The sequence below is a fragment of the Streptomyces sp. HUAS MS02 genome (assembly GCF_055702265.1).
Genome location: NZ_CM146747.1, coordinates 834,333 through 846,231, shown reverse-complemented (window position 1 = coordinate 846,231; position 11,899 = coordinate 834,333). Strand labels below are relative to the sequence as shown.

The window sequence follows — 11,899 nt, the reverse complement described above, 5'->3', positions numbered from 1 at the left end:
GGCTCGCGGCTGGCCGGTGTCCTCACCATGGCCGGCTGCGGCGTCTCCAACCAGGTCGGGGCCGCGCTCGGGTCGCTGGCCTTCCCGGTGCTCGGGCCCGCCGGGGTCGTCGCCATCCGGCAGTACGTCGCCGCGATCGTCCTGGTGGCCGTCGGCCGGCCCCGACTGCGGTCCTTCACCGCACGGCAGTGGTGGCCGGTGGTGCTGCTGGCCCTGGTCTTCGGGACGATGAACCTGTCGCTGTACACGGCCATCGACCGCATCGGCCTGGGCCTCGCGGTGACCCTGGAGTTCCTCGGCCCGCTCGCCATCGCCCTGGCCGGCTCGCGCCGCCGGGTGGACGCGTGCTGTGCGCTGATCGCCGGCCTCGGCGTGGTCACCCTGATGCGACCGCAGCCCTCCGCCGACTACCTCGGCATGGGCCTCGGTCTCCTGGCCGCCGTCTGCTGGGCGTCGTACATCCTCCTCAACCGCACCGTCGGCCGCCGTATCCCCGGCGCGCAGGGCTCCGCGGCCGCCGCGGCCCTCTCCGCCCTGGCCTTCCTCCCGGTCGGCGTCGTCGTGGTCGTCCGGAACCCGCCCACCGCGGGGGCCGTCGGCTACGCGATCGCCGCCGGGGTGCTCGCCTCGGCCGTGCCGTACCTCGCGGACGTCTTCACCCTGCGCCGCGTACCCGCCCAGGTGTTCGGGCTCTTCATGAGCGTCAACCCCGTCCTGGCCGCGCTCGCGGGCTGGATCATGCTCGGTCAGCACCTGGGCGGGGTCGAGTGGGCGGCGATCGGCGCGGTCGTCGCGGCGAACGCCCTCAGCATGCTCGTACCGCGCCGCTGAGCGAGCCGCTGGGCGAGCCGCTGAACGTGCCGGTGAGCTCCTCGCCGGTGGGCCGGTTGCCGTGCCGCCGAGGTGCAGCACGGCAACCGGCCGGGCCGTACGCGGTGGGGACCCGGGCGATGAACTTACTTGAGTCAGGCAACAAGATGGTAAAGTGGTGCCCATGTCCCCATCACCGCCGCCCTCCGACCCCGCCTCGGCGGAAGTGATCGAGATCGAGCGAGCACTCACCCGCATCACCTACCTCAGCACCCGGGCGCGGGCCCACGAACGCCTGATGAGCCTGGCCGGGGTGCCGCTGGACCGTGCCGCCGTGGCCCTGCTGCGGCAGATCGCCGACTCCGAGCCGCTGCGCCCGGGGGAGTTGGCCAACCGCCTCGGCGTCGAGGCCTCCCACGTCACCCGCCAGGTCCAGCAGCTCCAGAGGTCCGGCTACGTCACCCGCGTCCCGGACCCGGACGACCGCCGGGCCCAGCGCATCGAGCTGACGGCGGCCGGCCAGGACGCCATAGGCCGCATCCGCGAGGCCGGCGTCCGCGGCATGCAGATGGCGCTGTCCGAGTGGTCCCCGGAGGAACTGCGGCAGCTCGCGGGCCTCTTCCACCGGATGGTCGACGATTTCCTCGCCCACGCGAACGACCTGGTGGACGTGGAGGCGGCGCGGATCGAGTGAGGCGCGGGGTGCGTGGCGTGGTCGCGTGCGGGTGCGTGGGGGCTTCTCGCGCAGTTCCCCGCGCCCCTGAAGAGCAGGGGGTGCGCCCCGTGCTTCTCAAGGCCCGCAGGGGCCGTTGCCTTCAGGGGCGCGGGGAACTGCGCGAGAAGCCCCACCGGACCCGCACCCGACAACGCACCCCGATTCGCATCCCAAACCGCGCCCCGATCCGCCCCCCTCAGTAGCCCAACTGCTTCCGCACGTACGGCGTCATCAGCGTCTTCGCCTTCGCCAGCGTCGACGTGCGAGCCCCCAGCACGGCCGTCTCACCCCCCGGCACCGGCAGCAGCGTGATCCCGTCGGCCGGACCGAACGGAATGATCAGCGGGGTCCGCCGGATCGGCCGGTAAAGTCGCGGTTCCTTGCGGTGCCTGCCTGAACTCTCCAGGTAGGCACGGATGTTGTGCGCGGCGAGGTCCGCCTGGGCGAACGCGACGGGTGAGACCTTCAGCTCGCTCACGTCGTTCACGTCACCGACCGCGAACACGTCGAGCCGCCCGTCGACCCGCAGCATCCGGTCGACCTTGACCTGCCCGTCCGCGTTCAGCCACGCCCCGTGCCCGGCAAGCCGCAGCCAGAGCGTGTTCGGGGTGGTGCCGTTGGCCCAGAACGACAGGTCCGCCTCGAAGAGCCCGCCCCGGCCGTCCCGGTAGGTGCCGAAGTCGGGTCCCTGGGAGACGAACGAGTCGAGGCGCACCTCGACGTCGTGCGACTCCAGCCAGGACAGGGCCCGCCGCCCCGCCCACTTGCTGCCGGTGGAGCTGAGCAGTTCCGGTCCCGCGTGCGCGAGGGTGACCCGCGCGTCCGGCCGGGCCAGCCGGATCTCGGCGGCGAGTTCCACGCCGCCGGGCCCGCCGCCGACGATCAGGACGTGCTCGGCGGCGGCCACCTTCTCCTGGTGCGCGGCGAACGTCTTGCCGGCCTCCTCGGTGGTGGTGCCCAGGAAACGCGCCGGTTCGGGATAGTCCGCGCCGGTCGCGATCACCACCACGTCGTACGGCAGCCGCTCACCCGTGGTGAGTCGCACCTGTCGCTCGCCGGTGTCGATGTCGACCGCTTTGCCCACGACCACACGGCCGTGGCGCAGCAGTCGGTCGTAGGGGATGAAGGGGGTGGTCGTCCATGCCTCGTGCACGCCCGCGCGCAGCGCGGCGATGCGGTGGAAGAAGACCTCCTTGCGGTCCACGAGGGTGACCCGGGCTATCTCGTCCAGCTGTTTGGCGAGGCGGATGCCGCCGTATCCGCCGCCGATCACGATCACTTCGCCGTCAGGCACGCCGATTCTCCTGTGCTGTGGGGGGAGAGGTGACGACCCTAGCGTTTGAAACCTCAAGCTACTGGCGGGGTTCGTGGTTGTTGTGTGAAGCGACGACGGACGACACGAGTCAGCGGCTGCCGACGGCTGCCTAGGCTGATGCCGTGACCGACAACGACCGGCCCCTCGCCGTCTTCGACCTGGACAACACCCTCGCCGACACCGCGCACCGGCAACGGTTCCTGGAGCGCAACCCGCGCGACTGGGACGCGTTCTTCGCCGCCGCCCCGCAGGACCCGCCCCTGGCCGAGGGCGTCGCGCTCGCGCGGGAGAGCGCGGAGGAGTGCGAGGTGGTGTATCTGACCGGGCGGCCCGAACGCTGCCGCCGCGACACCGTCGACTGGCTGGCCGCGCAGGGGCTGCCGGACGGGCGGATCTGGATGCGCCGCAACAACGACCGCAGGCCCGCCCGCCGCACCAAGCTGGAAATTCTCCGCGATCTCGCCCGGACCCGCGAGATCCGCGTCCTCGTCGACGACGACGAACTGGTCTGCGCGGACGCGGAGCGGGCGGGTTTCACGGTCGTACGGGCGCGCTGGGCCGCGGCCTCCGCCGCGCTGAAGGTGGCGCAGGAGCGGGAGGGCCGGACCTGAGGGCCCGGCCGTCCCGGTCCGTCAGTCGGTGTCGTCCAGCCGGAAGCCGACCTTGAGGCCGACCTGGTAGTGCGCGATCTGCCCGTCCTCGATGTGCCCCCGGACCTGCGTCACCTCGAACCAGTCGAGGTTGCGCAGGGTCTGGGCGGCGCGGGCGACACCGTTGCGGATGGCGTGGTCGACGCTCTCGCCCGAACTGCCGACGATCTCGGTGACCCGGTACACGTGGTCGGTCATGCGGGTTCTCCTTGTCGCGTGCTCCACCGGTGGCCGATGCGCCACATCACTCCACGGTGCCCCAGGTCGCGCCGCGGCGCGAGTGATCCGGGGCGACGGTGCGTTGTCGGGTGCGGCTCCGGCGGGGCTCCTCGCGCAGCTCCCCGCGCCCCTGAAAGACCAGTCCCCACTCACCCGCACCCGACAACGCAGCCCCCGGCCGCCCGCTACCCCGCTCGGCTCAACGACAGCGCGAACCGGCCCTCCTCATCCGTCCACCACCGTGTCAACTCCAGCCCGACAGAATCCAGTTCGGCCCGCACCCCCTCCTTCCGGAACTTCGCCGAGACCTCCGTCCGCAACTCCTCCCCGGCCTCGAAATCGACCGCGAGATCCAGCGACGGGATCTTCACCGTCTGCGCCGTACGGGACCGCAGCCGCATCTCGATCCACTCGCACTCCGCGTTCCAGAGGGCGACATGGTCGAACGCGTCGGGGTCGAAGTCCGCCCCCAGCTCCCGGTCCACCACGTTGAGCACGTTCTTGTTGAACTCGGCCGTCACCCCGGCCGCGTCGTCGTACGCGGCGACCAGCACCGCCTCTTCCTTGACCAGGTCCGTGCCCAGCAGCAGTGTGTCCCCCGGCTCCAGCAGGGCCCGTACGGCGGCCAGGAACGCCACGCGCTCCACGGGCACCAGATTGCCGATCGTGCCGCCCAGGAAGGCCACCAGGCGCGGTCCCGGCGTCGAGGGCAGTTCGAGCCCGGCGGTGAAGTCGGCGATCAGGGCGTGCACGTTGAGCCCCGGCCGCTCGGCGACCAGCGCCTCGCCGGCCTGCCGCAGCGCGCTCTCGCTCACGTCGACCGGCACGTACGTGTGCAGGCCCGGCATCGCGTCGAGCAGGTGCCGGGTCTTGTCGGAGGAGCCGGACCCCAGCTCCACCAGGGTGCGCGCCCCGCTCGCCGCGGCGATCTCGCCCGCCCGGCCGACGAGGATCTCCCGCTCGGCGCGGGTCGGGTAGTACTCGGGCAACTCGGTGATCCGCTCGAACAGTTCGCTGCCGCGCGCGTCGTAGAACCACTTCGGCGGCAGCGTCTTCGGGGTGCGGGTCAGGCCGTGGAGGACATCGGCGCGCAGGGCCGCGTCGGTGGCGTCCTCGGGCAGGGTGCGGGTGAGAAGGAACGGGCTCACGCGGAAGGCTCCTTCGGTGCGGCGGAGGCGGACTCGTCGTGCGGGCTGCTGGGTTCGTCCAGCTCCTTGAGCGGCGTGAGCAGGACGTCCGTACGGCTCGCCGCCAGCAGCGTGCGGTCCGGGACCTCCACCCAGTGCGGGTCGTCGTCGTAGGGCTCGGACGCCACGACCGTGCTGCGGCCGGGCTCGGCGAGGTACCAGAGCGTGTCGCCCCAGGCCGTCGCGGCGATCGCCTCCCCGTTGGTCAGCAGCAGGTTGAGCCGCGAGCCGGGCGCCGCCCGGGCGACGTCGAGGACCGTGTCGGCCAGCGCCTGGCCCTCCTCGTCGCCCGCGCGCAACCGGTTCAGGACCAGTGCCCACACGAGCGCGGAGTCGTTGCGGGCCTCCATCGACAGCAGCTCCGCGGCGGGCAGACCGTCCGCGAGATGCCCGAGCGACCGGGGCCACCCGGCGACCGCCCCGTTGTGGCTGAACAGCCAGGGCCCGGCGGCGTACGGCGCCGCGGCGGCCTCGTTGTCCGCCCCGGGCACGGTGGCGTCCCGTACGGCGGCCAGCACGGCACCGGAGCGGACCACCCGGGCGAGGTCGGTGAAGGACAGGTCCCCCCAGATGGGACCCGACCGGCGGTACCGCCCCGGCACCGGGTCGCCCTCGGCGTACCAACCGACCCCGAAACCATCGGCGTTGACCGTCCCGTACCGCTGCCGCCGGGGTGCCCACGACTGCCGGAACAGGCTGTGCGGCGGATCCACCAGCACCGTGCCCAGCGCCGACTCCGGTCCGAGATAAGCGAGATGACGACACATCAGACGACCTCCGGAGAGGCGTCACGCGCCGTGCGGAAGCCGCTGAAGATCTGCCGCCGGATCGGGTAGTCCCAGTTGCGGAACGTCCCCCTGCACGCCACCGGGTCCACGGCGAACGCGCCACCGCGCAGCACCTTGTACTCCGGGCCGAAGAACACCTCCGAGTACTCCTTGTACGGGAACGCCGTGAACCCCGGGTAGGGCAGGAAGTCGCTCGACGTCCACTCCCACACGTCACCGATCAACTGCCGTACACCCAGCGGTGATTCGCCCGCCGGATAGCTGCCGGCCGGCGCCGGGCGCAGATGCCGCTGCCCCAGGTTGGCGTGCTCGGGCCCCGGATCGGTGTCGCCCCACGGGTAACGGCGGGAGCGGCCGGTGACCGGGTCGTGCCGGGCGGCCTTCTCCCACTCGGCCTCCGTCGGCAGCCGCCGCCCCGCCCAGCGGGCGTACGCGTCGGCCTCGTACCAGCACACGTGCAGCACCGGTTCGTCGGCCGGTACGACCTCGGTGACCCCGAAGCGCCGCCGCAGCCACTGCCGGCCGTCGCGCCGCCAGAACAGCGGCGCGTGGATGCCGTGCGCGCGGATGTGGTCCCAGCCCTCGGCCGTCCACCAGCGCTCGTCGTCGTAGCCGCCGTCCTCGATGAACGCCTGGTAGGCGCCGTTCGTCACCGGCGTGATGTCGATGTGGAACGCCGGGACGATCCGCCGGTGCGCCGGCCGCTCGTTGTCCAGCGCCCACGGTTCGGTCGAGGTGCCCATCACGAACTCCCCGCCGGGCACCAGGACTTCGGACGGACCGGTGTGCAGCGGGACCGGTTCGGGATCCGGCGCCGACAGTACGGCGGGCCCCTTGCGGAGCTGATGGGTGATCAGCATCGTCTCGTCGTGCTGCTGTTCGTGCTGGGCGATCATGCCGAAGGCGAAGCCCGCGTCGGTGAGCCGGGTGCCGTGGAAGTCGATGCTCTCCAGCACGTCCAGCGCCCGGCCGCGTACCTCGTGCAGATACTGCCGGGCCTCCTCGGGCGGCAGCAGCGGCAGCGAGGGCCGCTCGGCGCGCGGGTGCTCGAAGGCGTCGTACAGCCCGTCGATCTCGGGCCGCATCGCCTCCCGTCCGGCGACGTTCCGCAGGAGCCACAGCTCCTCCTGGTTGCCGATGTGGGCGAGGTCCCACACCAGGGGCGACATCAGCGGCGAGTGCTGGGCGGTGAGATCGGGTTCGTCGACGGCGGTGGTCAGGAGCGCGGTGCGGGCCCGGGCCGTGGTCAGCGCCGCCAGCGCGCGCTCCCGGAGTATGCCGGGGTCGGCGTCGGCCGTCGGAGCCGGCGTCTCGGGTGCGGTCATGCGGGGATGTCCTTCCCGTGGAACAGGTCGAGCAGATCGTCGGCGGGGCAGCGGCCCCGGGCCACATAGCGGTCGGTGTACGCCGCGACCGCGTCCAGCACCTCGGAACTCGCCCCGAGTCCGGGCAGCGCCTCGGCCGCCGCGGCGAAGCAGACGGCCGCCGCCTCCCGCAGTTCGGGATCGGTCAGCCCGTCCCGGGCGGCCGCCTCCCACAGCGGATTGCGCGGTGGCGGTTGCGAACCGGCTCGCTCCGCGAGGGGCTTGAGGGTCCGGTAGGCGGTCTCGGCGGCCGCCGGGTCCTCGAACAGCGCCGCCGTCACGGCGAGCGGCACGATCCACCCGTCCTCGCCCGGCTGCGCGTCGATCATCCGGAACTCCAGGTGGCCGCGCGGGCGCACCGGCGGGAACAGCGTCGTCAGGTGGTAGTCGAGGTCGGCCCGGCTCGGCGGGGTGTCCGACCGCGTCCACTCCCGGAACGTCATCGCTCCGGGCACCTCCCAGGGGCCTTCGTCGGCGCGCACGCACATCACGGGCGCGTCCAGCACCAGCCGGGCCCACGCCTCGCGCGGGTCGCCGGCCAGCGACGGGGCGTCCGTGCGGCCGGGGTCCATGGCGGCCCACAGCGCCTGCCGGGTCGAGCGCCAGCCGGTGACCCGGCCGCGTGCCAGCGGGGAGTGCGCGAACGCCGCGACCAGGACGGCGCCGAGCTGGTGCGACAGCCACCAGCGCCGCTGGTGACCGAGCGGGCCCGGCTCCTCGTACCCGGCGTCGAGACACACCTGCACCGACGCGGAGGAGCACATCATGGACCGGCCCTCGGGTCCGAAGCGGTCGAGATAGATCTCCATCGCGTCGTAGCGGGGTTCGTGCAGGTAGCGGGTCGGGGGGTTCCAGGGTTCGTGGCCGAAACCGCTGATGCCGAGATCCATCTCCCGCAGCGTCGCGCGGACGGCGGTGAGGTCGGCCGAGACGGACCCGACGCACTCCATGAGGGAGGCGGCCGGTGCCGAGCTGAGCTCCAGCTGCCCGCCGGGTTCGACGGTCAGGGGCGAGCTCAGGGTCAGGGTCCGCAGTGCGGCGTAGGCCGCTTCGAGTCGTGCGGGTGTTGCCGGGAGCCGTGGGTCACTCAGCTCGTGGACGTGCCATTCCAGCTCGACACCGAGGGTGCGGGGTGGACCGGTCTTGAAGCAGATGCCCCGGACCAGGGCCTCGACCTCGGCCTCGGTGACCGGGGAGCGGTGCTCCGTACAGCCACTCGTCGAATCTGACATGTCGGGATCCTCCTGAGATGCCATCTCGTCAGCCAAGCCGCCGATCGCCGCCCGGTGGGGCCGGACCGGCAGCGCTCGTCCCACCCAAAACCCTCGTGCCGGTTTCGCACAAGGGGGCACTTCGTGGCAATGCGGATAGGCGATCTCCGTTTCCGGGGACTCCTGGCACCTCTTCCCGTACCCGTACCGGGTCATTCACCCGAGGAAACTCCGTTGCGGACACTCACCAGCATCGCCCAGGATGCGCCCATGAGCACGACGGGGGAGTACACGCGGGCGGCGTTCGCGGAACACACGGGGGAGTACGCGCGGGCGGCGTTCGCGGAACACGCGGGGGTGACGCGATGAGCGCCCGCCTGCGTGGAATCGCACAGGAGACCGAGCGGATCGTCGCGGCGGGCGGATACCGCGCCCCTGCCGGCCACGAGGTCTCCCTCGCGGCGGAGATCGAGGCCGCGCGGTCCGCCACCCGCCTGCACGGCCCTGCCCCGGTGCCGATCCCGGCGGTCGATCCCGTCCCGTCGACCGTCGAGGTCACGGGTGAGAGCAGCCTGGAGGCCGCCCACCGCCTGGCGACCACCGGCACCACTCCCGTGGCCGTCCTCAACTTCTCCTCCGCGCGCAACCCCGGCGGCGGCTATCTCAACGGCGCCCAGGCCCAGGAGGAAGCTCTCTGCCGGGCCTCCGCCCTCTACACCTGCGTCCGCGAGGCCCGTGCCTTCTACGACCACCACCGCACCCACCGCGATCCGTTCTACACGGACCGTGTCATCCACTCACCCGCCGTCCCCGTCTTCCGGGACGACCGGGGAACTCTCCTCGACACCCCCTACACGACCGGCTTCCTGACCTCGGCCGCCCCGAACGCGTCGGTCGTCCGCCGTACGACGCCGGAGCGCGTCCCCGAACTCCCGCGCGCGCTCGCGGTACGCGCCGAGCGCGTCCTGGAGACGGCGGCGGCGCACGGCCACCGCCGTCTGGTCCTGGGCGCCTGGGGCTGCGGCGTCTTCGGCAACGACCCCACGCAGGTGGCCACCGCCTTCCGCGCGCTGCTCATGGACGGCGGTCGTTTCGACGGTGCTTTCGCGCATGTCGTGTTCGCCGTCCTGGATCGCACGAGGGGCTCGTCAACCCGGGGCGCCTTCGAACGAGAGTTCGCAATGGTCGCGCCCCGCCAGGGGCACGGGGAACTGCGCCACCAGCCACGCACGACCCGCACCCGGCCTACGACCTAACGCCACCCGTACCGCTCCCGCAACCGCCGCACCACGGAGTTGAACCGCATCCGGTCCAGCGCGCACGCCTCCCGCCGCATGCCCGTCTCGTGCAGGCGCAGCACCCGGTCCACGTCCACCCACGAGTCACGCCCCGACCGGTCCCAGGGCCCACTCCCGATCGGCACCCACTCCCGGTCCCCGTCGTGCCGCTTGCTCGACAACTGCACGGCGAGCAGGGTCCCGCCGGGCTCCCGGGCCACGACGAGCACGGGCCGGTCCTTCCCCCGCCCGTCGTTCTCCTCGAAGGGCACCCACGTCCAGACGATCTCCCCGGGATCCGGGTCCCCGTCGTACGCGGGCGAGTACTCGGTCCGCACCCGCCCGACCTCACGGGGATCGGCCTCGACGGTGGCGGAGGGGCCGTAGCGCCCCGGTACGTCCTGCTCGGCAAAGGAAGTCACAGCCCAGAGGCTAACCCGCGCCCCTTCGGGGGCGCGGGTCTGTGTCGATCCGCGGCTCCACCGCGTGGGCGCGACCAGCCACAAACAACCCGCGGTCGACCACACAGTCGGAGTTACGGCGCTACGCCTCCTTGTCCACCTGGACTTTCTCCACAGCGCCCTTCTCGACAGGCACCCCATTGACCCCGGCCGAGCCGCCGGCAGGCACCCCGTTCTGGTTCATCGAGGCCAGCAACTGCCGCGCCAGCCCCAACCCCGTCCCGCCCATCGTGAGCGCCTTGGCGAACATGTCCGCCATCCCGTCGGCCCCGTTGAGCAGCACCATGTTGTCGACGTTCCCGAACGCTGACGCCCCCGCCTGCACGATCTCCGGCCACCGCTCGGCCAGTTGCTGCGCGATCACCGCTTCCTGGTTCTCCGCCAGCGCGGCGCTCCGCGCCTTGATGCCCTCGGCCTCGGCGAGCCCCTTCGCCCGCGTGGCCTCGGCGACCGCCAGCCCCTTGGCCTGCCGGGCAGCGGCCTCGGCCTCACCGGAGATCTGCGTCGCGGTCGCCTCGGCGGCGGCCGCCAGTTCGGTCTCCTTGGCCTTCGCCTGCGCGGCGGAGATACGAGCGTCGCGCTCCGCCTCGGCGAGGGTCCGCTTCTCGTAGGCCTTGGCGTCGGCCGGCTTGCGGACGTCCGCCTGGAGCTGCTGCTCGCGCCGGGACGCCTCCAGCTCCGCGACCCGGGTCTCCTGGACGACGACCTCCTGCCGGGCGGCGGCCTCGGCCAGAGGGCCGGCCTGCTTGGCCCGCGCCGAGGCGTTGTCCCGCTCGGCCTGGTAGCCGGCCTGGAGGATCTCGCTGTCCCGGGTGGCCTCCGCCATGCGCGCGGCGGCCTGCTGCTCGGCCTCGGTGGCGAGCCGGTTGGCCTCGGCCTGCGCGATACGGGCGTCCCGCTGGACGGCCGCCGCGTGCGGCATGGCCAGGTTCTTGATGTAGCCGGTCGGGTCCTCGATCTCGTGGATCTGCAACGAGTCGACGATCAGACCCAGTTTCTCCATCTCCGTACCGCACGCGGCCCGTGTCTGACCGGTCAGCTTCTCGCGGTCACGGATCATGTCCTCGACCGTCAACCCGCCGACGATGGACCGGAGATGACCGGCGAACACGTTGTGCACCCGCTCCGAGACCCGTTTCTGCTGGCCGAGGAAACGGCGTGCGGCGTTGGCGATGGACACGAAGTCGTCGCCCACCTTGAAGATGACCACGCCCCGGATCTTCAGCGGAATGCCCTGGAAGGTCACGCACTCCACGGCCAGCTCGGTCTGGTTGAGGTCCAGCGACAGCTTGCGCACCGCCTGCATCCCGGGCAGCACGAGCGTGCCGCGCCCGGTGACGATACGGAAGTTCATGCCCTCCGTCAGGCCCTCCATCTTGTGCTTGGAGCCGGAGATGATCAGGGCCTCGTTCGGTTCGGCGACACGCCACATGAGCTTGAACAGAGCGATCAGTACCAGAGCCACCGCTGCGGTCGCCCCCGCGATGATGCCGACGAACATCGGCACACCCCCCTCGGCCTGGTGCCCTTTCGGCACCGAACGTCGGGAGTGTCCCGCGTGGTTCTGCGGGGGTACAGGTACCGGGAGACCGTTGTTGCAGTCCTGATGCCAACCGGTTCCCGAAAGCCGACAGAGCGCGGCCCGGGCACCTCACGGACCGTCAACTGTCGTACGCCGCAGACACATACACGGTGCGCGGCGGCAGATACTCCATCACCATCACCAGGGTCCCCGGCTCGATCCGGTCCTTCGCGGAGGCGGGGTAGGCGAGGAAATGCTCGGCACCGCCCCGCACCCGGACGATCACCTCGCCGACGAGCCCGGGACCGACCGCACCGGTCACCCGTCCCATCAGCCCGACCATCGACGCTTCGTCCATGGTCACAGCCTAGGGCCTGTTG

At 72.1% G+C, this 11,899-nt stretch carries 13 protein-coding genes; 4 read left to right on the top strand and 9 right to left on the bottom strand.

What is annotated here, in order from left to right; all coding sequences use genetic code 11:
- Positions 1-27: 27 nt before the first annotated feature.
- The gene (locus tag ACZ9QC_RS03775) at positions 28-831 is read left to right on the top strand and encodes an EamA family transporter (RefSeq protein WP_472921589.1); all 804 of its coding nucleotides are present in this window, start codon (positions 28-30) and stop codon (positions 829-831) included.
- A gap of 163 nt (positions 832-994) precedes the next feature.
- Entirely contained in the window at positions 995-1,504 is a 510-nt protein-coding gene (locus tag ACZ9QC_RS03770; protein WP_472918808.1) for a MarR family winged helix-turn-helix transcriptional regulator, read from the top strand.
- Positions 1,505-1,721: 217 nt separating this feature from the next.
- Here ACZ9QC_RS03770 and ACZ9QC_RS03765 read toward each other — a convergent pair whose 3' ends face one another.
- Positions 1,722-2,819 carry an NAD(P)/FAD-dependent oxidoreductase gene (locus ACZ9QC_RS03765; RefSeq protein WP_472918807.1) on the bottom strand — a complete coding sequence of 366 codons (1,098 nt, stop codon included), beginning with the start codon at positions 2,817-2,819 and terminating at the stop codon, positions 1,722-1,724.
- A gap of 143 nt (positions 2,820-2,962) precedes the next feature.
- Here ACZ9QC_RS03765 and ACZ9QC_RS03760 point away from each other — a divergent pair, with 143 nt between their 5' ends.
- Complete coding sequence (locus ACZ9QC_RS03760) at positions 2,963-3,451, top strand: phosphatase domain-containing protein (protein ID WP_472918806.1); 489 nt, start codon at positions 2,963-2,965, stop codon at positions 3,449-3,451.
- 21 nt (positions 3,452-3,472) lie between these two features.
- On the opposite strand, the gene ACZ9QC_RS03755 is transcribed toward ACZ9QC_RS03760, so the two are convergent.
- The 5 genes from ACZ9QC_RS03755 to egtA all read right to left on the bottom strand — a co-directional run bounded on the left by ACZ9QC_RS03755 (position 3,473) and on the right by egtA (position 8,280).
- Positions 3,473-3,688, bottom strand: coding sequence for a dodecin (locus ACZ9QC_RS03755; RefSeq protein WP_184902405.1), 216 nt, complete (start codon positions 3,686-3,688; stop codon positions 3,473-3,475).
- 206 nt (positions 3,689-3,894) lie between these two features.
- On the bottom strand, positions 3,895-4,857 hold the full coding sequence (gene egtD / locus ACZ9QC_RS03750; RefSeq protein WP_472918805.1) for an L-histidine N(alpha)-methyltransferase: 963 nt from the start codon (positions 4,855-4,857) through the stop codon (positions 3,895-3,897).
- Positions 4,854-5,663, bottom strand: a complete 810-nt coding sequence (gene egtC, locus ACZ9QC_RS03745) for an ergothioneine biosynthesis protein EgtC (RefSeq protein ID WP_472918804.1) — start codon at positions 5,661-5,663, stop codon at positions 4,854-4,856. Before egtC ends, egtD begins: the two co-directional genes overlap by 4 nt.
- On the bottom strand, positions 5,663-7,009 hold the full coding sequence (gene egtB, locus ACZ9QC_RS03740; protein WP_472918803.1) for an ergothioneine biosynthesis protein EgtB: 1,347 nt from the start codon (positions 7,007-7,009) through the stop codon (positions 5,663-5,665). The genes egtC and egtB overlap by 1 nt, the downstream gene beginning before the upstream one ends.
- Complete coding sequence (egtA, locus tag ACZ9QC_RS03735) at positions 7,006-8,280, bottom strand: ergothioneine biosynthesis glutamate--cysteine ligase EgtA (RefSeq protein ID WP_472918802.1); 1,275 nt, start codon at positions 8,278-8,280, stop codon at positions 7,006-7,008. Before egtA ends, egtB begins: the two co-directional genes overlap by 4 nt.
- Before the next feature lie 344 nt (positions 8,281-8,624).
- Here egtA and ACZ9QC_RS03730 point away from each other — a divergent pair, with 344 nt between their 5' ends.
- The gene (locus tag ACZ9QC_RS03730) at positions 8,625-9,515 is read left to right on the top strand and encodes a TIGR02452 family protein (RefSeq protein ID WP_472918801.1); all 891 of its coding nucleotides are present in this window, start codon (positions 8,625-8,627) and stop codon (positions 9,513-9,515) included.
- On the opposite strand, the gene ACZ9QC_RS03725 is transcribed toward ACZ9QC_RS03730, so the two are convergent.
- The 3 genes from ACZ9QC_RS03725 to ACZ9QC_RS03715 form a co-directional block, all read right to left on the bottom strand.
- The gene (locus ACZ9QC_RS03725) at positions 9,512-9,958 is read right to left on the bottom strand and encodes a type II toxin-antitoxin system PemK/MazF family toxin (RefSeq protein ID WP_472918800.1); all 447 of its coding nucleotides are present in this window, start codon (positions 9,956-9,958) and stop codon (positions 9,512-9,514) included. The two genes, ACZ9QC_RS03730 and ACZ9QC_RS03725, sit on opposite strands and share 4 nt — an antisense overlap.
- A gap of 121 nt (positions 9,959-10,079) precedes the next feature.
- Positions 10,080-11,498: a flotillin family protein gene (locus tag ACZ9QC_RS03720; RefSeq protein ID WP_472918799.1), complete on the bottom strand. Its 1,419-nt coding sequence runs from the start codon at positions 11,496-11,498 to the stop codon at positions 10,080-10,082.
- Between the two features lie 160 nt (positions 11,499-11,658).
- Entirely contained in the window at positions 11,659-11,883 is a 225-nt protein-coding gene (locus ACZ9QC_RS03715) for a hypothetical protein (protein ID WP_184902426.1), read from the bottom strand.
- Positions 11,884-11,899: the final 16 nt, after the last annotated feature.

Bases quoted from the DNA above. Each gene is read 5' to 3' on its own strand.
- ACZ9QC_RS03720 (WP_472918799.1), bottom strand. From the start codon at position 11,498: ATGTTCGTCGGCATCATCGCGGGGGCGACCGCAGCGGTGGCTCTGGTA.
- ACZ9QC_RS03775 (WP_472921589.1), top strand. From the start codon at position 28: ATGGCCGGCTGCGGCGTCTCCAACCAGGTCGGGGCCGCGCTCGGGTCG.
- egtA (WP_472918802.1), bottom strand. From the start codon at position 8,280: ATGTCAGATTCGACGAGTGGCTGTACGGAGCACCGCTCCCCGGTCACC.
- egtC (WP_472918804.1), bottom strand. From the start codon at position 5,663: ATGTGTCGTCATCTCGCTTATCTCGGACCGGAGTCGGCGCTGGGCACG.
- ACZ9QC_RS03770 (WP_472918808.1), top strand. From the start codon at position 995: ATGTCCCCATCACCGCCGCCCTCCGACCCCGCCTCGGCGGAAGTGATC.
- ACZ9QC_RS03730 (WP_472918801.1), top strand. From the start codon at position 8,625: ATGAGCGCCCGCCTGCGTGGAATCGCACAGGAGACCGAGCGGATCGTC.
- egtB (WP_472918803.1), bottom strand. From the start codon at position 7,009: ATGACCGCACCCGAGACGCCGGCTCCGACGGCCGACGCCGACCCCGGC.
- ACZ9QC_RS03755 (WP_184902405.1), bottom strand. From the start codon at position 3,688: ATGACCGACCACGTGTACCGGGTCACCGAGATCGTCGGCAGTTCGGGC.